This window comes from Methylomonas koyamae, from assembly GCF_006483455.1.
In the GTDB taxonomy this organism is placed as follows: Bacteria; Pseudomonadota; Gammaproteobacteria; order Methylococcales; family Methylomonadaceae; genus Methylomonas; species Methylomonas koyamae_B.
Window position 1 is genome coordinate 77,839 of sequence record NZ_PPPU01000014.1, and the last position, 21,706, is coordinate 99,544.

Annotated in this window: 19 protein-coding genes; 12 read left to right on the forward strand and 7 right to left on the reverse strand. The window is 58.8% G+C overall.

What is annotated here, in order from left to right; translation table 11 throughout:
- The first annotated feature begins 72 nt into the window (after positions 1 to 72).
- On the forward strand, positions 73 to 843 hold the full coding sequence (locus C2U68_RS08640) for a hypothetical protein (RefSeq protein WP_140912085.1): 771 nt from the start codon (positions 73 to 75) through the stop codon (positions 841 to 843).
- A 572-nt stretch (positions 844 to 1,415) separates the two neighbouring features.
- Here C2U68_RS08640 and C2U68_RS08645 read toward each other — a convergent pair.
- Positions 1,416 to 1,676: a DUF2024 family protein gene (locus tag C2U68_RS08645; RefSeq protein WP_140912086.1), complete on the reverse strand. Its 261-nt coding sequence runs from the start codon at positions 1,674 to 1,676 to the stop codon at positions 1,416 to 1,418.
- A 106-nt stretch (positions 1,677 to 1,782) separates the two neighbouring features.
- Positions 1,783 to 2,832: a threonine aldolase family protein gene (locus tag C2U68_RS08650; protein WP_140912087.1), complete on the reverse strand. Its 1,050-nt coding sequence runs from the start codon at positions 2,830 to 2,832 to the stop codon at positions 1,783 to 1,785.
- 201 nt (positions 2,833 to 3,033) lie between these two features.
- On the opposite strand from C2U68_RS08650, the gene C2U68_RS08655 reads away from it, so the two are divergent.
- The 7 genes from C2U68_RS08655 (at position 3,034) to C2U68_RS08685 (ending at position 14,743) form a co-directional block, all read left to right on the forward strand.
- Complete coding sequence (locus C2U68_RS08655; RefSeq protein WP_140912088.1) at positions 3,034 to 4,506, forward strand: NuoM family protein; 1,473 nt, start codon at positions 3,034 to 3,036, stop codon at positions 4,504 to 4,506.
- Between the two features lie 43 nt (positions 4,507 to 4,549).
- The gene (locus C2U68_RS08660) at positions 4,550 to 7,702 is read left to right on the forward strand and encodes a DUF2309 domain-containing protein (RefSeq protein ID WP_140912089.1); all 3,153 of its coding nucleotides are present in this window, start codon (positions 4,550 to 4,552) and stop codon (positions 7,700 to 7,702) included.
- A 5-nt stretch (positions 7,703 to 7,707) separates the two neighbouring features.
- The gene (locus C2U68_RS08665) at positions 7,708 to 9,279 is read left to right on the forward strand and encodes a proton-conducting transporter membrane subunit (RefSeq protein ID WP_140912090.1); all 1,572 of its coding nucleotides are present in this window, start codon (positions 7,708 to 7,710) and stop codon (positions 9,277 to 9,279) included.
- Entirely contained in the window at positions 9,276 to 10,811 is a 1,536-nt protein-coding gene (locus tag C2U68_RS08670) for a NuoM family protein (protein ID WP_140912091.1), read from the forward strand. Before C2U68_RS08665 ends, C2U68_RS08670 begins: the two co-directional genes overlap by 4 nt.
- Positions 10,804 to 12,366, forward strand: a complete 1,563-nt coding sequence (locus C2U68_RS08675; protein ID WP_140912092.1) for a NuoM family protein — start codon at positions 10,804 to 10,806, stop codon at positions 12,364 to 12,366. The genes C2U68_RS08670 and C2U68_RS08675 overlap by 8 nt, the downstream gene beginning before the upstream one ends.
- 149 nt (positions 12,367 to 12,515) lie before the next feature.
- The gene (can, locus tag C2U68_RS08680) at positions 12,516 to 13,148 is read left to right on the forward strand and encodes a carbonate dehydratase (RefSeq protein WP_140912093.1); all 633 of its coding nucleotides are present in this window, start codon (positions 12,516 to 12,518) and stop codon (positions 13,146 to 13,148) included.
- A 35-nt stretch (positions 13,149 to 13,183) separates the two neighbouring features.
- Positions 13,184 to 14,743, forward strand: a complete 1,560-nt coding sequence (locus tag C2U68_RS08685; protein ID WP_140912094.1) for a SulP family inorganic anion transporter — start codon at positions 13,184 to 13,186, stop codon at positions 14,741 to 14,743.
- A 33-nt stretch (positions 14,744 to 14,776) separates the two neighbouring features.
- Here the strand turns inward: C2U68_RS08685 and C2U68_RS08690 are convergent, their stop codons facing one another.
- The 4 genes from C2U68_RS08690 to C2U68_RS08705 form a co-directional block, all read right to left on the reverse strand.
- Positions 14,777 to 15,847, reverse strand: a complete 1,071-nt coding sequence (locus C2U68_RS08690; protein WP_140912095.1) for a phosphotransferase enzyme family protein — start codon at positions 15,845 to 15,847, stop codon at positions 14,777 to 14,779.
- Positions 15,844 to 16,428, reverse strand: coding sequence for an RdgB/HAM1 family non-canonical purine NTP pyrophosphatase (rdgB, locus tag C2U68_RS08695; protein WP_140912096.1), 585 nt, complete (start codon positions 16,426 to 16,428; stop codon positions 15,844 to 15,846). The genes C2U68_RS08690 and rdgB overlap by 4 nt, the downstream gene beginning before the upstream one ends.
- 4 nt (positions 16,429 to 16,432) lie before the next feature.
- Positions 16,433 to 17,182, reverse strand: a complete 750-nt coding sequence (gene rph, locus C2U68_RS08700; RefSeq protein WP_140912097.1) for a ribonuclease PH — start codon at positions 17,180 to 17,182, stop codon at positions 16,433 to 16,435.
- Positions 17,183 to 17,243: 61 nt separating this feature from the next.
- Positions 17,244 to 18,143 carry a serine/threonine protein kinase gene (locus C2U68_RS08705; protein WP_140912098.1) on the reverse strand — a complete coding sequence of 300 codons (900 nt, stop codon included), beginning with the start codon at positions 18,141 to 18,143 and terminating at the stop codon, positions 17,244 to 17,246.
- A 43-nt stretch (positions 18,144 to 18,186) separates the two neighbouring features.
- Here C2U68_RS08705 and C2U68_RS08710 point away from each other — a divergent pair, with 43 nt between their 5' ends.
- A complete protein-coding gene (locus C2U68_RS08710) occupies positions 18,187 to 19,050 on the forward strand; it encodes a YicC/YloC family endoribonuclease (protein WP_140912099.1) in 864 nt (287 codons plus the stop codon).
- A gap of 344 nt (positions 19,051 to 19,394) precedes the next feature.
- Here the strand turns inward: C2U68_RS08710 and C2U68_RS08715 are convergent, their stop codons facing one another.
- Entirely contained in the window at positions 19,395 to 19,658 is a 264-nt protein-coding gene (locus tag C2U68_RS08715) for a hypothetical protein (RefSeq protein ID WP_140912100.1), read from the reverse strand.
- Between the two features lie 704 nt (positions 19,659 to 20,362).
- Between C2U68_RS08715 and C2U68_RS08720 the strand changes: the two genes are divergently transcribed.
- From C2U68_RS08720 to C2U68_RS08730, 3 genes are all read left to right on the forward strand, one after another.
- Positions 20,363 to 20,833, forward strand: coding sequence for a hypothetical protein (locus C2U68_RS08720; protein ID WP_140912101.1), 471 nt, complete (start codon positions 20,363 to 20,365; stop codon positions 20,831 to 20,833).
- 108 nt (positions 20,834 to 20,941) lie between these two features.
- Positions 20,942 to 21,337 carry a DUF1761 domain-containing protein gene (locus tag C2U68_RS08725; RefSeq protein ID WP_140912102.1) on the forward strand — a complete coding sequence of 132 codons (396 nt, stop codon included), beginning with the start codon at positions 20,942 to 20,944 and terminating at the stop codon, positions 21,335 to 21,337.
- Positions 21,338 to 21,343: 6 nt separating this feature from the next.
- Positions 21,344 to 21,706: a cupin domain-containing protein gene (locus C2U68_RS08730; RefSeq protein WP_140912103.1), complete on the forward strand. Its 363-nt coding sequence runs from the start codon at positions 21,344 to 21,346 to the stop codon at positions 21,704 to 21,706.

Sequence of the window (21,706 nt, forward strand, 5' to 3'; positions counted from 1 at the left end):
GAAAGCAATGCGGTTTTTCTTCAAGCTCCGGTGCGCCGCGCCCGGTTAGCTTTACGTTAGGCCGCACAAACCATGCTCACTGAGCTCTTCCAGAAGCAATACGACTTCGAGCACCAAAGACGAAGCGAGGTGACTGCGGGCACAGCCGCTCCAATTGCCGCAACGACCGTCCTTTCGGGAGCTCTGTCAGTCGCTTTGCTCGACTTTCCGTACTCAGAATCGCTCGCTTCGGTGTTGTTTCTCTTCTTGGCGGCCAGCACTCTTATCGCTCTAGGCTTCGCGATCCTCTACATCTTTCGCTCTACCTGGAACTACATCTATAAGAGACTGGCGCCCGCCCCTGCGCTCGCCGCTCACTTGGCCGAGCTCACTGATTGGCACCTTCAACAAGGTGCTGACGCTCAGACCGCAAAGGCTGCGGCCGAAGCCGATCTGCGCGACTACATCACCGAGAAGCTGTCAGAGGCTGCGGATTGGAACGGCCAGAACAACGACCGCAAAGGAAACTTTCTCCACATGAGCACCACCGCCATCGCCATAGCGTTGGCATTGTTTGTTCCCACAGCGTTGCTCTACGCTTACACCAAAGCCACTAGCCCAGATAAAGTACATCGCGTTCAACTCACGGCCTCACCGTCATCATCACAGGAGAAGACAATGGCAACAGGCAACAATTCAGGTACGCCGACAGCTGCACCGGCACCAACACCCAGCGCACCAGCAGCTGCTCCAAGCAGTTCACCTAGCAAACCTGTTGGACCTCCGAACTCTCAGTTCAGAACGAACACTGAGATTCCCAGCCCGCAAGCAGAGTCAGGTTCAGGCAAAAAGCCCGGGCAGTAGCCCCCGGTGTGGCCTGACCCCTCGCTCACGGCATAAAACTGGGTCATATATGGTCCGCCCCGTATTGCAAGAAAAATTCGCTAGTGACATAAAGAAAATATTGCGCCCATATATCCGGCCTGTAATTGAGGATTAAACGACCTCGGGCCCTGATGGACTTCGCGCATTCCGACCTCATCAGGTCTTCGGCTTCTAAAGAGCCCTAGACCCCGTCAGGTTCTATGGAATGCAGGTGTTACCTTTTATGCCATCACTTGAACTTTATCTCCGCAAGGCCGTAAGGCGCAATAACCAACGGGCATTGCGCCGAATGACGGAGGTCGACATACGGCGCAATGCGGCTATCGCCTATTGCGCCCTACGCGGGCTGGAGCCTCGGGCCGCGAAGCCAAAAGGATGGCTTGAAGCTACCGTGCATGGCACTGGATGCCCGCGTCCTGCGGGCATGACGGCCGTTGTGTATAACGATCAGCGCAAAGCGTGGGAACCAGGAAATCATCGGACATCTCCCTGGCAAAACGCTCAAGCCGCGCGGATTTCTCTGCGCTTCAACCCCCTAAAGTACCTTCCGGCTAAGCCGGGCAGCCTTCCATTTTGTAGATATAAAAGCCGTCGCGTTTGATGCTGTCGATCACGTCGGCCGGAGCGTTCTGGCTGTGGCAGAAACGGCACTCCCTGCTGCTAACCGTCGCGTCCGCTTCGCCGATCGATGCCAGCCATTGTTTGGCGTAGGCGATCGCTTGCTGGTCGTCGCGATCCGCGGTGAACACGTCGAAGTGCATCAAGCGGCCGTCGCCGGCGGTGACGTAAGTGTCGTAAACATGGATTTGCATGGTGGTTCTCCTGCTGCAAAAAATCGATATTGGCCGGCATATCCGGCTCGGCTATTTTATATCGAATCAATATCAATTTGCCGATTGTGTTGGAGCACGCGGCAGATCATTGCAACAACTCGACAAACCGGTCCACTTCCTCGGCGGTCGTGGCAAAGCTGGCAACCAGACGCAGCAACACCTCGTTTTTATTGAGCAGGCCGGGATTGGCGTGCGGCGGATTCCACGGGTAAAACACGGCGCCGGCGGCGCGCAGCCGGTCGGCATCGCTCCGCTCCAGTACCGCAAACACTTCATTAGCCTCCGCCGGCCAGGCCAGCCGGGCGCGGCGGCAGGTGATAATGCCTTGCTGCAGTCGGGCTGCCATCGCGTTGGCGTGGCCGGCCAGTTCCAGCCAGAGGCCGTCTTGTAGATACGCTTGGAATTGGGCGGCAATGAAGCGGCTTTTGGAGAACAGTTGCGCGGCGCGTTTGCGGATGAAAGGCAAATCTTTGGCCGTGTCCGGGTCCATGAACACCAAAGCCTCGGCACACCAGCAGCCGTTTTTGGTGGCGCCGAACGAGACGATATCCACGCCGAGTTGCCAGGTCATTTGCGCCGGCGTCAATTGCAGCGCGGTCAGCGCGTTGGCGAAGCGGGCGCCGTCCATGTGCAAAGGCAGCCGGTGTTGGCGGGCGATCGCAGCGATGGCGGCGATTTCATCGGGCCGATACAGCGTGCCGATTTCGGTGGCCTGGGTGATCGAGACCGCCATCGGCTGGCCGGCATGGATGAAGCCGGGCGGAAAGCGGCCGATTTCGGCGGCCAGCTTGGCCGGGTCGATCTTGCCCAGATCGCCGTCGACCGGCGCCAGCCGGGCGCCGTGGGTGAAAAACTCCGGGGCGCCGCATTCGTCTTCCAGCATGTGCGCTTCACGGTGGCAAAACGAGACGCCGCCGGGGCGATTGATTGCGGCCAAGGCCAGCGCATTGGCGGCGGTGCCGGTGCCGACGAAAAAGACTGCGACCTCGCGTTCGAACAGTTCGCAGAAACGGCGTTCGATGCTGCGGTCCAGCTCGCTGGCGCCGTAAGGTGCGGCGAATCCGGCGCCGGCGGCCAGTAAATGTTGGGCGATGGCAGGGTGAGCGCCGGCCCAGTTGTCGGAAGCGAAGTTCATAGTGTGTCGCCAGGTTTGAATTGCGAGAAAAAGGTTTCCGGTTCAAGTCGATTTAGGCCGCAGTATCGGCGGCGCGGAGCAGATGCTACCCGCTGGCTGGTTTTTTCTGGTTCATTTAAACCAATTCGCTTTTAAAAATGGCTTTTTTCAACCAATTGCCGGTAGAATGCCCTGCGTTTTCGACTTTAAATCCCATAAACAATGGTCATACTCAGCACGCTGCTTTGGACCCCCGCTGCCGGGGCGCTATTGCTGGTGCTAATCCCCGCCCATCAAACCCAAGCAGTCCGCCTGATGGCGAATCTGTTTGCCGGCGTGGCTCTAATGCTGGCCTGCATGCTATTGGCGCACTACGACGCCGCCGATCCGGCTTTGCAACTGACCGAATTCTACCCGCTGAATCCCAAACTCGGTAGCGCCTACGCGCTAGGCATCGACGGCCTGTCGCTGCCGATGCTGATCCTGGCGGCCTTGTTGACCTCGATCTCTTTGATCGCGTCGTTTAATCTGGCCGACGGCGTCAAGGGTTACCACATCTGCATCCTGCTGTTGGAGTTCGGCATGCTCGGCGTGTTCATGGCCCAGGACTGGGCCTTGTTCTATATCTTCTGGGAAGTGACCTTAATCCCGCTGTTTTTTCTGATCGACCGTTGGGGCGGCAAACGCCGTCACGCCGCCAGTTTGAACTTCGTGCTGTACACGATGGGCGGCTCGGTGTTCATGCTGCTGAGTCTGTTGGCGATCAGCCAGTACGATTTGCAGAACCAGGGCTCGTTGATGGCGTCGATGGGCCAGGCGGCGCAGAACATGCCGGCCGTCGAACAGGTACTGGTGTTGTTGGGCTTTCTGATCGGCTTCGGCGTGAAAATGCCGATTTTTCCGTTGCACGGCTGGTTGCCGCTGGCGCACGTCGAAGCGCCGAGCGCGGTCAGTATTTTGTTGTCCGGGATTTTATTGAAGATGGGCGCCTACGGCCTGCTGCGCTCGGTGGTGATGTTGCCGGTCGCCGCGCAACTGATTCAACCCTTGCTGATGTTTCTGGCCCTGTTCGGCATGATTTACGGCGGCCTGCTGGCTTGGCGTCAGCCGGACATGAAAGCCATGGTGGCCTATTCCTCGTTGAGCCATATGGGCGTGGTGTTGCTCGGTATCGCCACATTGAACCAGACCGGCTTCATCGGCGCGATTCTGCAAATGACGGCGCACGGCCTGATCGCCGGCGCCCTGTTCTTACTGGTCGGTTTGCTGTACGAACGCACCCACACCCGCAATATCCAGGATTACAGTTCGCTGGTTCAGGTCATGCCGCGCTTTGCCGGGCTGGCGACGCTGGCGCTGCTGGCGGCAATGGGCTTACCGGGCTCGATCGGCTTTGTCGCCGAATTGCACATGCTGATCGGCGGCTTTCAGCAATGGGGCGGCTGGATGGCATTTTTCAGCCTGAGCCTATTGATCAGCGCGGCTTATGCCATGCGCACCATCGGCTTGCTGTTCACCGGACCGGTCAAGCCGCAGATGCGCGACATCGCCGATTTGACGCCGTCGGAGCTGGCGGCGTCGGCGGTATTGGTCGGCTGCATCGTCGTGTTCGGCTTGTTGCCGGCGCCGTTGATCGAATTGTCGGCCGCGTCGGTCGGGCGGATGCTGGCCGTGATCGGCGAGAGGTTGCTGTGATGCGGCCGCTATGTCTTGGCTTGGCAGGTCGGGGAGCAATTTGATGGCGGCATCGGTTTGCGAGGCTGGCGATCTGCGCGACATTGTTCGTCATGCGATCGCACATTTGGACCACGTTTTGCCGGGCCAGGCGCCGATCCACGATTTCGTCCACCACAACACCTTGCACGGCTTTCAGCATTTGCCGTTCGAGCAGGCGTTGGCCGAGTTCACCGCGCTGACCGGAATCGATTGCTATCTGCCGGCCGACAAGTTCCGCGAGTTTTACCGGCAACAACGCATCACCGACCGCGATCTCGATGCGGTATTGCAGCATCGGTTCGGCAGTGCATTGGCCGAACCGCTGGCCGGTAGCGCCGGTATTGCCCGGCGCGAACTTTACCGGGCCGTGTTACTGCACGATTTACAGGCCATTAGCCCGCAGCAACTGGCCTGGCGGCTCGGCGAATCCGCCGAATTCGATGTCGCGACGGCCGGCGGCCGGCGGCTGCGCGAGGTGTGGCAGGCGGTTTCGGCGAAGTTGGCATTGCCGGCGGCAGAATTGCATCCCGAGGATTTGCTGGATCTATCTGCCGCGCCATTCGACAATGAATTGCCGCAAGCGGACGATGCCGAGAACCCGGCGCTCTGGTTCGACCGGGTCGGCGTCACTTTGACCTGGCGCGGTGTGCTGCTGGCTTTGGCGGGCAAGGACATTTTGGAACTGGTGCGGCCGCAGTTGATTCGTTTGTGCGCATCGTTGCTGGACGAAGGTTTGGCGGCCTGGCGTTTGCCGGGACGCCAGGAATTGGGATTGTATGAGGCCTGGCGGCAGGCGCTGGACTACGATGCGCTGCCCTTGTTTCACGATCTGGCGGAGTGGCGCAGCGTTACGGCACGCTTGCCGGAAGATGCGACGGACGCCATCGTCCAGCAATTGCAGGCCATGGCCTTGCCGGCGGATCGCTGGGAAGGCTATTTGCAGCGGCTGGCGCTGGAATTGCCGGGCTGGTCCGGGTTGATCAACTGGCGCCAGCAGCACCCGGATTACCGCGAAGGGCGGCCGGTTCCGGTACGGCTTGCCGATTATCTGGCCATCCGGCTGGTGTTGGATCGGCTTTACGCTCAGCCGTTGTGCCGCAGCCTGTGGCATGGTCCGGCTCAATTCGACCGGCTGCAGGCCTATTTCGAAAAACATCAAGCCGAATTCGGCGTCCGTCGGGCGCTGTTCGGCGGCGAGTTGCCGGAGTACCTGGCTCAGGCCGCTCAGCAATTGGTATCTGCGGCGGATAGCTCCCGGCAAGCCTGGCAAACACTGGCGCAACGGATTCTGAGTTGGCGGCAAAGCCCGTTGGCGGCAGCCGACGGCAGACTCACCGCCCACGACCAGGGTTGGCGACTATTTTCACTTTGTCGGAATTTAGGGTTGGGGCCCGATGCGGTGTCGGCCCTGGAAAAAAGCCAACTGCTGGCCTGGTTGACGCCGGTCGCCGAATTTGACGAGCAACAACGGGCTTCGGTCTGGCTGGACGCTTACGAACGCCATTATCGTCAGGATTTGTTACAAGCCTTGCACGCCAATCACGGTCGCGGCCGCTGGCAGCGCCGGGAGCGGCGGCCGCAAGCCCAGGTGTTTTTCTGCATGGACGAACGCGAGGAAAGTTTCCGTCGCCATCTGGAAGAGTGGAATCCGGCCATCGAAACCCTGGGCGCTGCCGGATTTTTCGGCGTGGCGATGGACTATCAGGGGTTGGACGACCATCATCCGACGCCATTGTGTCCGGTGGTGGTGACGCCGGCGCATCGGGTCGAGGAAGTTGTCCTGTCCAGCCGCGAGGATTTGCTGGCCGACCACCGTGCCGGCTTGAACCGGGCGCAAATCATCAGCGACTGGTTGCATCAAACCTTACGCCGGCATCTGTTGCGGGCTTATCCGCTGATATACCTGTTTGCGCCGCTGAAGTTGGCCGGGCTGTTGGGCAAGACCGTGTGGCCGGACCTGCAATACCGCCTGGAACAGGCTTGGCAGGCGCGGCTGGTGCCGGCGGCACCGACCCGCTTGCAGTTTACCGCCGATGCCGCAACGCCGGCCGCAGCGAAACCCGGTTTCAGCGACCAGGAACAAGCGCAACGGGTCGGCCAATTCTTGCGCACCACCGGACTCAGCTACGGCTTTGCCCGGATCGTCGCCATTTTGGGCCACGGTTCCACCAGCCAAAACAATCCGCACGAGGCTGCCCACGATTGCGGCGCTTGCGGCGGCCGCCGCGGCGGCCCGAATGCCAGAGTATTCGCGGCGATGGCCAATCGGCCGCAGGTGCGCGCCTTGCTGGCCGGGCAGGGCATTGCGATTCCGGACGATACCTGGTTCGTCGGCGGCCAGCACGATACCTGCAGCGACGCGATCGTCTGGTACGACGCTGATCTGGTTCCGGCTGCGCTGGCCGCCGATTTCACCCGCTTGCAAGCCGATCTGGCCGAGGCCGACCGGCGAGCCGCAGCCGAACGCTGTCGGCGCTTCGCCTCGTCGGGTTATCCGGTTTCGCCTGGGGCCGCGTTCCGCCACGTCCAGCGCCGTGCCGCCGACTTGAGCCAAGTGCGGCCGGAATTCGGCCATGCCACCAACGCTGCCGCCTTTATCGGCCGGCGTGCGGCGACGCAGGGCGTGTTTTTCGACCGCCGCCTGTTCTTGATTTCTTACGATCCCACTCAGGACGGCGACGGTACGATTCTGGAAAATATTTTGCTGACCGCCGGGCCGGTCGGCGCCGGCATCAATCTGGAATATTACTTCTCGACCGTCAACAACGACCGCCTCGGTTGCGGCACCAAGATTCCGCATAACGTCACCGGTTTGTTTGGGGTCATGGAAGGCGCGTTCAGCGATCTGCGCACCGGTTTGCCGCTGCAGATGGTGGAAATTCACGAGGCGATGCGCCTGCAAATCGTGGTTGAAGCCAACACCGAGACCTTGGCGCGGATTTATGCCCGGCAACCCGTGTTACAGGAGCTGGTCGGCGGCGGCTGGGTGCATTTGAACGCGCTCGACCCGGACGATGGCCGGATTTTCGTGTTCGACCGCCGCGAAGGTTTCCTGCCCTGGCAGCCGGAGGACCGCGAACTGCCGCGGCGCGACGATTCGGCAGCCTGCTACGTCGGGCAGACCCAGGCCGTGGCGCCGATCCTGGTTCGGCAGCCGGAAATCGCTGAGGTATAACGACTATGGTCGCATACGCATTTTTGATTCCGTTGTTACCGCTGCTTGCCGCCTTATCGATTGGCGGCCTGCATTTTTTTAATCTGCTGCGCGGCGAAGCCGGCGAGAAACTCAGCGCCCGGCTGGCGGCCTGGGCGATCGGCTTGGCGGCAGCGCTGGCGCTGGGTTTGCTCGGGCTGGAGCTGGCCGGGAGCCCGAGCGGGTTGCAGGTCTACGGTAGTTGGCTGGCCAGCGGCAAATTGGCGATAGGCTTGTCGTTGCAGGCGGGTGGCCTGAATATGGCGTTGGCGGCGTTATTCGGGACGCTGTTGCTGGCCGTGGCCCGCTTTTCCCGCAATTATCTGCACCGCGAGCCGGGCTTTCATCGCTTCTTCTTTATTCTGAGCCTGTTTGCCGCGGCAATGCTGTTGCTGGTGTTGTCGGGCAACGCGGTGTTCACCTTTGTCGGTTGGGAAATCGCCGGGGTCTGTTCTTATCTGCTGATCGCCTACGCCTACGAGCGGCCGGTGGCGGCGTACAATGCCACCCGCGTGTTTATCACCAACCGGGTCGGCGACGGCGGCTTTTTGCTGGGTATCGGCTTGATGCTGGCCTGGCTGGAATCTGCCGACTGGCAAACCTTGAATACCGGCGCGGCCGACCTGGACCGCGGCGATGCTACCTTGCTGGCCTTGAGTTTTGCCGTCGCCGCTTTCGCCAAATCGGCGCAGATTCCGTTCTCGCCCTGGCTGGCGCGGGCGATGGAAGGGCCGACCCCGTCCAGCGCGATCTTTTACGGCGGCGCAATGGTGCATGCCGGGGTATTTCTGACCCTGCAACTGCGGCCCTTATTCGAGCAGGCGCCGGCGGCAATGGCCTTGCTGGCGGCGATCGGGGCGATGACCGCCATTTACGGCTATTGGGTAGGTTTGAGCCAGACCGACATCAAAAGCTCGCAAATCTTCGCCGCATCGGTGCAACTGGGCTTGATGTTCCTCGAATGCGGCTTGGGCTGGTGGACCTTGGCCGCCTGGCATTTGGCGGCGCATGCCGTGGTGCGTTGCTATCTGTTTCTGACCACACCGTCGATTTTGCATAACACCCATGGTCGACCGCTCGAGCCGGTGCCGGCGGCGCTCGCCGACTGCCGCTGGGCCTTTATCGCCTCGTTGCAGCGCGGCTGGCTGGAGCCGGCGGTGGATTGGCTGTTAGTGAAGCCAATCCTGCAACTGGCCAAGGATTCCCGTTATATCGAAGAGCGGATTCTGGACCCGTTGATGGGCTCGCCGGCACCGGCGATCAGGGCAATGTCGTCGTTGGCGCAGCGGGAAGAGCAAAAGATGGGCGCCAATCTGAGCAGTGCCGAAGACAGCTTTGCCCAGGGCAGTGGCCTGGCCGGCAAGCTGGCGCAATGGACTTCGGGCTTGCTGAACTGGTTTGAATACCATTTCATCTTGCGCGGCATCGGCGGCGAGTCGATTCGGGTCGGGCGCCGGCTGGGGCAGGCGGCGAACCGGTTCGAACAGTTGTTGTTGCGCGCCCGTTATCTGGCGCTGTTCGTGTTGATTACGTTGATGGTAGCTTTGGGGTACCGATGACGACCGATATCGTTTACTGGCAGGCGGCCGCGGCGTTTCCGGTGCTGAGCGTATTGACCGCGCTGCCGCTTTTGACCTGCGGCGCAGTGTTGGGTTTGAAAAGCTGGCGGCTGTGGCCGACCGCGTTGACCGGCGCGGTGGCGAACGTGTTGTTGAGCATTTACCTGCTGTGGGTGTTCGATGCCGAAGCGCCCGGCATCCATCTGGCCGAGAAAATCGACGGCCTGGGTTATCGGGTCGGCGTCGACGGCACCAATATCCTGTTTATTCCGTTGACGGCGGTGTTGGGTGCGCTGGCGCTGGTTTACACCCTGATCACCCGCCACCGCAACGACCGTTTATTCGTCGCCTGTCTGCTGGCTTACCAAGGCATCCTGATCGGGGCATTTGCGGCGCTGAACACGCTGCAATTCTGGTGCTGGAGCTTGTTGGAACTGGTGCCGGTGGCCTTGTTGACGATGGTTGCCGGTACCGGCCGCTTGCGCAACCAGGCCGTCAAAACCTTGCTGCAATATTGGTTGTCCGGTCTGGCGATGAGTCTGGCCGGCTTTCTGTTGCTCAGTTTCGGGCTGGCCGGTAACGGTATGGATTTGAGTTTCGATTGGCTGGCGCTGAAACACCATAATCTGGCGATTCCGAACGAAACCTTGATCTTTCTGCTGCTGTTCTTCGGCTTTGCGGTGCGGATGCCGCTGTTTCCGTTCCACGCCTGGTTGCCGGTCTTGGGCGAGCACGGTACCGCAGCCAGCGCGGCGATTTTTCTGCACGGGCTGAAGCTGGGCATCTATGCGCTGATCCGCTTCATCTTGCCGCTGACGCCGGGTGCGGCCGAGCAATGGACCCATTTCGTCGTCACGCTGGGTTTGATCGGGATCTTTTACGGGGCCTTGCTGGCCTTGATGCAAATCAACATGCGCCGCTTAATCGCGTTCGCGGTAATCAGCCATACCGGCATGCTGGCGATCGGCGTGTTTTCGTTCAACGATTTCGCGTTGGAGGGCAGTATTTTGTTGTCGGTGGCTTACGGCCTGGCTACCGCCGGCATGTTGTTCTGCATCGGTCTGATTTACGAGCGGACCCGGACCTCGTTCCTGCCGCGCCTGGGCGGGCTGTTCGAGACCAATTCGACCTTGGCTTTGCTGTTTCTGATCTCGGCGCTGAGTACGATGGTGATGCCGGGCACGCCGGGATTCGACGCCGCTCATTTGTTGATCGAGGGTACCATCGAAGAACACGGCTGGTGGATCGCGATCGCAATTCTGTTGGGCAACGTGTTGGGGGCGGCATTCTTGTTGTGGGCGTTTCAACGTCTGTTCATCGCTCACCCGAAACGCTTCGTGCAGCCTTACGGCAGCGTTCACCATCCGGTATTGAAGGAACGCATCATCGCCGTGACGGTGTGCGGCTTGTTGATCGGTACCGGTTTTTATACGACGCCGTGGCTGAAATACATCGACCAGGAAGCGCGGGAAATCGGCGAGCATTATCCGGCCCACCACAGCCACCATATCAACGAGACCCACCATGAATGAGGCTTTGCCGCTGCTGACGCTATGCCTGCTCTGGCCCTTGCTCGGCGCGCTGGTGATAGCCTGCGTCCGCGATGGCGGCCGGGCGAAGCGGCTGGCCTTGGCCGTGGCGGGTGTCGAGCTATTGTTGACCTTGGGTGTCGTCTTCGGCTTCGACCCGAGCGATGGCGGCTATCAATGGCAGGAACACCATTTGTGGGTACCCAGCCTGAACGCCTATTACGCGGTTGGAGTGGACGGTATCTCGCTGTTGTTCCTGCCGATGACGGCCTTGTTGACCTTGATGGCACTACTGGCCGGCTGGAATGCTGCAGCCCGGCTGCACCGATTTCAGTTGGCGCTGGTGCTGATTTTGGAGAGCGCCACCATCGGCGTGTTCGTCGCACTGGATATGGCGCTGTTTTTCCTATTTTGGGAGTTGACGCTGCCGCCGATTTTCTTCCTGGCCGGTTTATGGGGGATCGGTGCCGAACGGCGCCAGGCTGCTCTGAAATACACTTTGTACATGCTGTTCGGCGGCGTGCCGCTATTGTTCGCGATCGCGACGCTGGCCTTGAACCACGCCCATTACACCGGCGGCGACGTACCGGGCGGTCTGGCTTTCAGTTTGCCGGTGTTACTGAACACGCCGATGGATGCCGCGACGCAGGAGCTGGTGTTTTTTTTGCTGATGCTCGGTTTCGCGGTGAAAGCGCCGCTGGTACCGTTTCATACCTGGCTGCCGACCATGGCGATGGAAGGACCGGCGTTTCTCACGGCCTTGCTGGTCGGGTTGAAGCTGGGCTTGTACGGCATTCTCCGCTTTGCCTTGCCCTTGGCGCCGCAAGCGGCGCTGGAGCATCGCTGGCTAGTGGCGATCGTCGGCGCCGTTACCTTGGTATACGCCGCCCTGATCGCGTTGCAGCAAACCAACTTACGCCGGTTGCTGGCCTATTCCAGTATCAGTCACGTCGGCTTGGTGCTGATGGGCTTGGCGACATTCAATTATCAGGGGCAGCAAGGGGCGTTATTGCAATTGCTGAATTTCACGCTGGTCGCCGGTAGCCTGATGCTGATGGCCGGCATGCTGCAACAGCGCTTGGGCAGTTGCGAACTGGTGCATCTGGGCGGCTTGGCCAAACCGGCGCCGCGTCTGGCTTGTTTGTTCTTCCTGTTTACGCTGGCTAGCCTGGGCGTACCGGGTGCCAACGGTTTTCCGGCGGAATTGCTGGTTCTGATCGGCACCTTGCAGGCTTACCCGGCGTTGGCGATGGTGGCTTTGTTCGGCGCCGTGTTGAGTGCCGCCTACATGCTCGGTTTCGTCAGGAAAGCCTTGTTCGGGCCGACTAACGCCACGGCTCGCAACTGCCCGGATCTGACCCGGCGCGAGCTTTTGCTGTTGTTGGTCCCGGCCGTGCTGGTGTTGCTGGTCGGACTCAGTCCAAAAAGCGTATTGGTATGGCCGGAAAGCAGCTTGTTGATGCGGCAGGAGGCCGTGGCCGAAGCGGAAGCGGTGCGAGCGGTTTCCGGGCTGGCGCCGGCACGAGCCGCCACCGCGGATGCGGCCGACTCGATTTGAAAGCTGGCGGCGAAGGCTTGGACCGGCCCGGAAAATTGATTGGCATATAGTTTCGAATCGATATAATATTGACCCAAGCCCGGCGGTTTCAGGCCGGGAGCTCAAAAATACGTTACGCCACTGGGATTACCCCTAAAAGGACGATAAATATGCACACTCCCGCGAAATTATTATTAGAAAACAAAGCTTGGTCCGAAGAAATCAGTAGCAAAGATCCGGATTTTTTCAGTCAGTTGGCCAAAGAGCAAAAGCCGGATTTTTTGTGGATCGGTTGTTCCGATAGCCGGGTACCGGCCGAGACCATCGTCAATGCGCAACCCGGCGAAATATTCGTCCATCGCAATATTGCCAACCAAGTCATCGTTACCGACTTCAATTGCCTGAGCGTTTTGCAATATGCGGTCAACGTGTTGAAAGTCAAACACGTGATCGTCTGCGGCCATTACGGTTGCGGCGGCGTCAAGGCGGCATTGCAGCCGCAAAAATCCGAATTGGTGATCACCAACAAATGGCTGATGCACATCAAGGATGTGTATCGTTTGCACGAGGAAGAATTGGAAACGGTGTCGCCCGAAGACAAAGTGAACCGTATGATCGAGCTGAACATCGTCGAACAGGTTTACCGGCTGGCGCATACCTCGATCATCCAATCCGCCTGGCGCCACGGCCACAAGCCCACCTTGCACGGTTGGGTATACGGGCTGAACGACGGTTTGATCCAGGAATTGATCAAGCTCGACCATAACACCCAAATCAATCCGATTTACCGCTATGCGGATTAAGCGGCCTGCCCACTATTAACGACGGATTGAAACCAATGACAACGCATTTGAGTTATTACCTGAAACATTTGCACCAGGATCTGCCGGCCGGCATCGTGGTTTTTTTGGTGGCGTTACCGCTCTGCCTGGGGGTGGCCCTGGCCTCCGGTGCACCGCTGTTTTCCGGGATCATCGCCGGATTGGTCGGCGGCTTGCTGGTGTCCTGGGCTAGCGGCTCGCAACTAAGCGTGTCCGGTCCGGCGGCCGGTCTGACCGTGATCGTCTTCGAAGCCATCGAAACCTTAGGCGGCTTCGGCGGCTTCCTGTTGAGCGTGGTACTGGCCGGCGGCCTGCAGATTGTATTGGGCTTCTTGAAAGCTGGTGTCATCGGCGCGTTTTTTCCGGCGGCGGTGATCAAAGGCATGCTGGCGGCAATCGGTTTGATTTTGATCATCAAACAGACACCGCACGCCACCGGTTACGACACCAGTCCTGAAGGCGACGAAAGCTATATGCAAGAGACCGCCGAATCGAGTTTTTTCGAATTGTCGGAGGCGTTGGAGGGCATTACGCCCGGCGTGACTCTGGTTAGCGTGGTTGCGTTGTTGATCCTGATCGTTTGGGACAGCGCGCTCATCAAACGCTTCAAGGGTTTGAAGCTCGTGCCGGGGCCGTTGTTGGCTGTGATTTGGGGTGTCGGTTTCAATGCCGTGGCGCTGCAATACTTTCCGGAATTGGCGATCGGCGATAAGCACTTGGTGTCGTTGCCGGAGTTGGGCACTACCGCCAATTTTGTCAACCAGTTGCGGTTGCCGGACTTCAGCTATTTCGGCAATCCGAAAATTTATTCGATTGCCGTAACCATTGCCATCATCGCCAGCCTGGAAACGCTGTTGAGTATCGAGGCGGTCGATAAGCTGGATCCGCACAAACGGGTGGCGCCGACCAACCGCGAGCTGAAGGCGCAGGGCTTGGGCAATATGGTCAGCGGGATGATCGGCGGTTTGCCGATTACCGCCGTGATCGTGCGCAGTTCGGCCAATATCAACGCCGGCGGTCAGACCCGGCTGTCCTGCTTCTTCCACGGTCTGCTGTTGATGGTCAGCGTGCTGTTTTTCGCCAAGTACCTGAACATGATTCCGCTGGCATGTCTGGCGGCGATTTTGCTCCAAACCGGCTACAAATTGGCCAAACCGGCCATGTTCGTCGAGTTTTACCGTAAGGGCTGGAACCAATTCCTGCCGTTTGTGATTACCGTCGCCGCGATTTTGTTAACCGATCTGCTGGTGGGCATTGCGATAGGCATGGGCTGCGGCTTTTTCTTCGTGCTACGCGCCAATTTTCACGCGGCGATTACCTTGACTCAGCACGGCCAGCATTACCTGCTGCGCTTGCATAAGGATGTATCGTTTTTGAATAAGGCCCTATTGCGCAAATGCCTGCAGGAGGTCCCAAATGATTGCGAACTGCTGATAGACGGTTACAAGGCGCAATTCGTCGATCTGGACATCTTAGAGACGATAGGCGATTTCATGTTGGCGGCGCCGGACCGGGGTATTCAAGTCGAGGTTCAAGGCATCCCGCTGGAAGACATTACGCCGTCTGCCGGCCATTGATGCGTCAGCCCGCCCGTGTCGGGGCGGGCGGCGTTAGCTAGCGGTTGTCGGAGTCAATTTTGCTATCAGTTTCTCTATGGCGTCGCGTTGGCGTTCGATATCTCGCACCAGCTCGAATTGGGCCAGCGCCCGGCGCAGATTTTGGCCGGCGTCGTCCACTTTGAAGTAGCGGTTGCCCTGCAAATAATCGGTGAAGAAGCGCAAACCCAGTTCGAACGGAATCAGACGGATCGCCGGATACAGATAGCGGTAATCCGCCGCCGTGAAAAAATGGCCGGCCTCGGCCAGATAGTGCTCGAGAACCGCACTGCAACGCTGCAGATCGAAGCCGTTGGTGTCCGGAATATGGCAACAGGAGCGCAGGCAGTCGCCGATGTCGTAATGCACCAGACCGGGTTTCACGGTATCCAGATCGACCAAACCGATAATCCGGTCGCTGTCCGGCTCGAACAGAAAGTTGTTCAATTTCGGATCGCCGTGTATCACTCGATCCACCAATTCACCGCGCTGTCTGGCCTGTTCCAGCTCATGGATGCCTGCGCCGAAATCGGCGATGAAACGGCGGCAGCTTTGCAAGTCGGCGTCGCTCGGCACTTGCGGTGCTTGAGCCAACGCCGCCTGATACTGACGAAAATATTCGGGGGTGATGTGGAAGCCGGGCAGGGTGTCGTGCAGGGTTTCGGCGGCCAGGGTGCTGCACAAGCTATGAAAATGGCCGAGTGCGGCGCCGACTTCGCCGGCTTCGCTGAGATTGGCGAGCCGTTCCCGGCTTTCGGATGGCGTGATCCATTCCAGTGCCCGCCAGACCCGGCCGCTGTCGCGGTCGCGAATTTGCGCGTCGTCTGCAGCCGGCAGCAGTCGGGGGATGCGTAAACGAACCTCGACTGCGGTTTGTCGGCCGAGGTGGCGGTTCAATGCGGTTAGATTTTCCGCGATGCGTTCCGGATGCGGAAACACCCGGTCGTTGATGGCTTGCAAGACGAAGTTGTCGCCATCGGCTTCGACCAGGAAGGTATCGTTGATCAGGCCGTTACCGAGCGGCCTGATCGCGTGGATGGTCCGGCCGCCGGCGAAGCGGCGGGCAATCGGTTCCAGCCGGTTCACGGATTTAACTGCCGGGCCAGTGCGCGTAAGGCCTGGCCGCGGTGGCTCACCGCATTTTTGGTTTCCGGCGGCAGTTGCGCCGAGGAGCATTGGAATTGGTCCAGCCAGAAAATCGGATCGTAGCCGAAACCGTTTTCGCCGACCGCAGCAGGCAGGATCTTGCCTTCCCAGACGCCCTGGGCGATCAGCGGAGTCGGGTCCGCAGCGTGGCGCAGGTAAACCATCACGCAAATAAAGCGGGCGCTGCGCAAGGCGTCCGGCACATCGCGCATTTCCGCCAGCAGTTTTTCCAGATTGGCTCGGTCGTCGGCGCCGATGCCGGCATAGCGGGCGGAAATCACGCCGGGCGCGCCGTTGAGTGCGTCGACGACAATGCCGGAATCGTCGGCAATCGCCGGCAGCCGGCAATGCGCGGCGGCATTGCGGGCCTTGATGATCGCGTTTTCGATGAAGGTGGAGCCGGTTTCCTCGGGTTCGGCGACGTTAAATTGCGATTGCGGCAGAATCTTGTCGCTTTGCAGAATGGCCTGGATTTCCCGAATTTTGCCCGGATTGCCGCTGGCCAGTACGATCGAACTCATCGGCTTAGAATGCGATCGGTTTCGGCGCGGGTTTCTTCGCCTCTTCCAACGCCGCTTGTTGTTTTTCCAGTAATTGTTTGATGCCGTGTTCCGCCAGTTCCAGCATCGCATTCAGTTCGTCCTTTCTGAAGGCATGGCCTTCGGCCGTACCCTGGACTTCGATGAAGTGGCCGGCTTCGTTCATAACCACGTTCATGTCGGTCTCGGCCTGGTGGTCTTCGGCATAGTCCAGGTCCAACACCGGTACCCCGTTGTAAATGCCCACCGATACCGAAGCGACTTGGCCGTGCAGCGGGTTTTTCTTGATTTTGTGGGTTTTCAGCAGGTGGTCGATCGCAATCGACAAGGCAACGAAACCGCCGGTGATTGACGCGGTGCGGGTGCCGCCGTCGGCTTGAATCACGTCGCAATCGATGGTGATGGTATTTTCGCCCAGCGCCTTCAAGTCGATCGCGGCGCGCAGGGAGCGGCCGATCAGACGCTGGATTTCCAGGGTTCTGCCGCCTTGTTTGCCGCGGCCGGCCTCGCGGTCCATCCGGCTGTGGGTCGAGCGCGGCAGCATGCCGTATTCCGCGGTGACCCAACCCTCGCCTTTGCCTTTTAGGAAACGAGGGACGCTATTGTCGACGCTGGCGGTGCATAAGACCCGGGTGTCGCCGAATTCCACCAACACCGAGCCTTCGGCGTGTTTGGTGTAATGGCAGGTAAAACGAATTTCGCGTAATTGGTCCGGATTGCGTCCGCTTGGTCTCATATTGTTCTCGGCAGTATCAAAAGTTGCGGCATTATACTGGCTTTGCCGGGCCGGTTTTTAACTATTGGGGACTCAGCGCCTGCTGCAGTTCGGCCACGGTTTGCGGCCGGTTTTCCGGAAAAATCGCCATGGCCCAATCGATCGCTTTTAACAGATATTCCGGGAAGCGGCGCTTGTGGGCTTTGACGGCCGGCGGCAAATTGTCCTGCTTGGCGCGGTCCGGCGACGGTATCGGGATTTTGTAGTCCAGGCAGGCGCGCATGCTGGCACCGACGGCGTAAATGTCCGACCAGGGGCCGAGATTGCCGTTGCTGTCGTATTGTTCGATCGGCGAATACCCGTTGGTCAGCACTTTGGCCCGGTTGCGCTGCGGGTCCAGCGTGATTTTGCGGATCGCGCCGAAATCCAGCAGCAGCGGATCGTTTTCGGCGCGGATCAGAATGTTGGCGGGTTTGATATCCAGATGCACCAAGCCTTTTTGATGAACCGCGTCGATACCGTTCAGCAACAATGGGAATACCGTCAACAGGAATTCTTCGGTAATCGGCAGGCTTTTGCGGTGTAGGATTTTATCCAGCGTGACGCCGTAGTCGTAGGTCATGACCATATACACGGTATCGTTGGCTTGGAAGAAGTTGATTACGTCGACGATGTTGTGGTGCTTCAGCATCGCCAGAACTTTGGCTTCCTCGAAAAACAGCGCCCGGCCGCGCATGAATAACGCCTTGGCTTCTTCGCTATTCGGCGCCACCAGGTTATTCCAGGTACGGTGCGCCAGCTTGCGCGGCAGGTATTCCTTGATCGCCACCTGCGTCTGGTCGGACATTTGCCGGGCCAGATAGACCGAACTGAAGCCGCCGTGCGCCAATTCCCGCTCGATCATGTACTGATCTATAATGGTTCCCGATTGCAGGTAGTTCCATTGTTTCGGGTAGGTTTCCGGATCGTAATATTCGGCCATAAGGAAAGCTGCGCGGGTAAAGCGTGAAGATTATAGGTGAAAAATGATTAGAAGCATGACCGCGTTCGCGGACGGCGAAATGAGCGCCGACAACCTGACTATCTTGTGCGAATTGCGTTCGGTTAACCACCGTTACAGCGACGTCAGCGTCAAATTGCCCGAGCGCTTGCGATTTGCCGAAGCCGACGTTCGCCGCTTGATAGCCGAAAAGCTGAAACGCGGCAAAATCGAATGTGCATTGAGTTACAAGAAGCAGACCGGCGAAGCCAGCTTCAATGTGAATCGGGAAAACGTGCGGCGTCTGTTGGCGGCTACCGCCGTTATCGAAGCCGAAATGAGCAAGCCGCAAGCTTTTTCGGCGCTCGATGTGTTGGCTTTTCCCGGTGTTCAGCAAGAGCAGGAGACCGACAAGGACGCGCTGCACGACAAAATCGTTCAGCTGCTGGAGGAAACTCTGGACAAAATGCTGGAGACTCGGGTTCGAGAGGGGGCGCAACTGGCACAATTGCTCGAAGACCGCTGCCAGAAGGTGTTGGTGTTGGTCGAAGCGGCGCATAAACGGATGCCCGAGGTATTGAACAATTTACGCAATAAATTGACCGCCAGAGTCCAGGAAATGGTTGCCGAGCCCAATTTCGACCGGCTGGAGCAGGAGCTGGTGCTGCTGGCACAAAAGTTCGATGTGGCCGAGGAATTGGACCGTCTGGAAACTCACGTCCTGGAAGTGCAGCGTGCGTTAAAGCAACCCGAACCCACTGGCCGGCGCCTGGATTTTTTGATGCAGGAAATGAACCGGGAAGCTAACACCCTCGGCTCCAAATCCGCCGACCGGGAAATGACCCAGATCTCGATCGATTTGAAAGTGCTGATCGAGCAGATGCGCGAGCAGATTCAGAATATTGAATGATGTTTCAGGCTGTCTAAACCAATCCAGCCAGACTATAAAGCCCAGTCAATCTGGGCTTTTTTGTGTCCTCAAGTGTCCCACGCTTGCTACTCGTTCGGTTTAATCGACAGGCAACAGCGTTCTCTCTGCAGCAACCGGCCGCCCGTTCAAGGCCAAATGTTATTGTCCCGCCTGAACCTTTCCAATCATTGAGACAGCTCAAGCGGCGAGATTGTGGGTCGCTTCGCGCGATCGGTACCCGAAACCGCCGCGAGAAGGGGATCAAACAAATATTTCATCAGCCTCCTGCTGCCGGATTGGGAACCGGCTCAAATTCAGCCGCGCTTGATCGGAGCGGTTAACCGTTAACGGTCATGGTATTCCAGCTCCGGATATGCTCGCTCGCCCGGCGGCTGGTGTTTTTCCGAATGGCGAAATAGATAATTCTGCAAGGTGCCGGGGTAGGTGATGCCGGCGTGGTAATCGTAGAATTCGTATTCGACTTCTTCTACCGGTGGGGCCTGGGTTTTCGCTACCGTATGTTCGCTGTGTTCGGCCCAAGCCGGCATCAGCCATAGTCCGCATAAAACGGTCAACCCCGCTGTTCTAAGTGTGTTGTTGTTTTTCATATCAGTCACCTCTGAGTCATTACAGCGGTTTCGGGCGTAATCCCGACCTTCGCGCTTGGAATTTAGTTCCTCGGCAATCGGCGTCTAGCCTACCAATCATTTGAAAAACACCCCCCGCAGGTAGGGCGAAACGTTAGCGTATCCCGGTTAATCTTGCTATCGACTGAAACGGAGACTGGCGAAGTGCCGGTCTCGACGTTTCAACCCTGATTTCCGCGAATTCAAGGTTTGTCGTGGCTGGACCCTGAGGTGCATTGGCATCGCATATTTCGCCAGGTCGTTCGCCGCGGCGATGCGTTGGCCACCGGCGGTTTAGCGGGCGAAGACCAAGCTCATCTTTATGGCATTGCGCGATGCGGTGGACGGTGACTGGGCCGCACCGCACTTTCTGGTTCGGGCGGTATTAGGTAACGAAGATCGTCCGGACCCTTTTTAAATTTTGGCACCGGGTTGCCGTCGTGAAAAGACCTTGCGACCGCGCCTTGGCTTCGGAGGTGCGGTCGTTTCTGAAGCTGACAACAACGGTGCAGCGGAATCCGCTCTAGGTCCTGCCCCCTAAGTCTGTAGGGTGTTGGCGGCAGGGATTTGCGGTTATCGTAAAAGAACTGAGTAAATTCGCTAGAATCTAGCGATTGCACTCGGCAACAACAGGAGCGCCATGAATGGCGACCTTATATTTTCATCGTTAGTCTTTGGAGTAGAGTATGAAACTGAAACACACATCGATGATCGTCGGCGCGTTGCTATCGGGCGGCTTGGCCAGTGCTGCGCATGCCGTACAGCAACCTAATTTTTACGAATGTTTCGGCCGCGGCGCCAACCTGACTCTGAGCATCGGCAGCAAGGCGGAAGTCGGCATTTTCCCGGCGGTGACCATACTCAATCTGGACCTGGGTAAAAAGAACTATTCCTTCAAAGAGGCCGACATCACGGTCGAATCCACTTTAATCGGCGAGTTGTGGGAAGTCACGCTGGAACACATTCCTGATTTGCGCATCGACCACGCCTCCGTGGTGATTCCGCAAATCAACTTGGGCGACGCTCCGCAGCATTTCGTCAGCCAGTTGATCCTGACCCGGGTTGCCACGCCGTTTACCGGCGAACCACCCAAAGGCGTGGTCAATGCGTCCCGATACATCGACCTGAGTTGCTCGGCGTCTGTGGTCTATTATTGATACCCCGATATTGCCATGCCGACGCAAGTCGGCATGCTTTCGCCCGGTTGCTTCCGTTTGATATCGACGTGTTGCAACGCTTGACCGCCCACCCCACATAGCTTGCGTATGACATTGTCTGCCACGTTAATTGCCGGAACCGCCTACTTCATGTTGGGCGGGCTTTGGTTCACTCCGCTGTTCGGCAAATACTGGGACCGGGCGGTCGGCTTTTGCCGTCCGCAACGCTGGCGGCCGCCGGCGATCTACTACCTGGGGCCATGGCTGGGCTGCCTGATTGCGGCTTTTGCCACTGCAATCCTGTTCGATTTAATCCGGCCGGCATCGTTGACCGATGCATTAAAAATCGGGTTTGTGATCGGTGCCGGCTACGGCGCCGCGCTTACCGCAGTCAATGCCATCTCGCCGAATATGCCGAAACCGGGGCTGTACGCACTGGTGGTCGGCGGTTACCACTGGCTGGGATTGACCTTATGCGCCGCAATTTTGTACGAATTGGCCTAACCGATCATGCCGAAAACGACTTGCACTTATTGGAATCCGTTATTTCCCGCCAAGCAGGACGGCTGGCAGCCGATTCCGGGTCTGGAAGGCCAGGCGGATCAATTAACGCTGAGCTTCGATCCGGAAACCGGTGAATACACCCGTCTGACCCGCTTCCTGCCGGGGGCCGACACTGCCGAATTCGGCGGCAAGACCCACGACTACCCGGAAGAAGTGTTCATTGTCAGCGGCCGTTTGTACGACGCGGCTTTTGACCTGTGGCTGGAAGCCGGCCACTACGCCAGCCGACCGCCCGGCGAATTGCACGGTCCGTTCAAAACCGACCTTGGCTGCGTGGTGCTGGAAGTGTCGTTTCCGAATCGGGTCTGA

Bases quoted from the DNA above. Each gene is read 5' to 3' on its own strand.
- C2U68_RS08640 (WP_140912085.1), top strand. From the start codon at position 73: ATGCTCACTGAGCTCTTCCAGAAGCAATACGACTTCGAGCACCAAAGA.
- C2U68_RS08645 (WP_140912086.1), bottom strand. From the start codon at position 1,676: ATGCAAATCCATGTTTACGACACTTACGTCACCGCCGGCGACGGCCGC.
- C2U68_RS08650 (WP_140912087.1), bottom strand. From the start codon at position 2,832: ATGAACTTCGCTTCCGACAACTGGGCCGGCGCTCACCCTGCCATCGCC.
- C2U68_RS08655 (WP_140912088.1), top strand. From the start codon at position 3,034: ATGGTCATACTCAGCACGCTGCTTTGGACCCCCGCTGCCGGGGCGCTA.
- C2U68_RS08660 (WP_140912089.1), top strand. From the start codon at position 4,550: ATGGCGGCATCGGTTTGCGAGGCTGGCGATCTGCGCGACATTGTTCGT.
- C2U68_RS08665 (WP_140912090.1), top strand. From the start codon at position 7,708: ATGGTCGCATACGCATTTTTGATTCCGTTGTTACCGCTGCTTGCCGCC.
- C2U68_RS08670 (WP_140912091.1), top strand. From the start codon at position 9,276: ATGACGACCGATATCGTTTACTGGCAGGCGGCCGCGGCGTTTCCGGTG.
- C2U68_RS08675 (WP_140912092.1), top strand. From the start codon at position 10,804: ATGAATGAGGCTTTGCCGCTGCTGACGCTATGCCTGCTCTGGCCCTTG.
- can (WP_140912093.1), top strand. From the start codon at position 12,516: ATGCACACTCCCGCGAAATTATTATTAGAAAACAAAGCTTGGTCCGAA.
- C2U68_RS08685 (WP_140912094.1), top strand. From the start codon at position 13,184: ATGACAACGCATTTGAGTTATTACCTGAAACATTTGCACCAGGATCTG.
- rdgB (WP_140912096.1), bottom strand. From the start codon at position 16,428: ATGAGTTCGATCGTACTGGCCAGCGGCAATCCGGGCAAAATTCGGGAA.
- rph (WP_140912097.1), bottom strand. From the start codon at position 17,182: ATGAGACCAAGCGGACGCAATCCGGACCAATTACGCGAAATTCGTTTT.
- C2U68_RS08705 (WP_140912098.1), bottom strand. From the start codon at position 18,143: ATGGCCGAATATTACGATCCGGAAACCTACCCGAAACAATGGAACTAC.
- C2U68_RS08710 (WP_140912099.1), top strand. From the start codon at position 18,187: ATGATTAGAAGCATGACCGCGTTCGCGGACGGCGAAATGAGCGCCGAC.
- C2U68_RS08715 (WP_140912100.1), bottom strand. From the start codon at position 19,658: ATGAAAAACAACAACACACTTAGAACAGCGGGGTTGACCGTTTTATGC.
- C2U68_RS08720 (WP_140912101.1), top strand. From the start codon at position 20,363: ATGAAACTGAAACACACATCGATGATCGTCGGCGCGTTGCTATCGGGC.
- C2U68_RS08725 (WP_140912102.1), top strand. From the start codon at position 20,942: ATGACATTGTCTGCCACGTTAATTGCCGGAACCGCCTACTTCATGTTG.
- C2U68_RS08730 (WP_140912103.1), top strand. From the start codon at position 21,344: ATGCCGAAAACGACTTGCACTTATTGGAATCCGTTATTTCCCGCCAAG.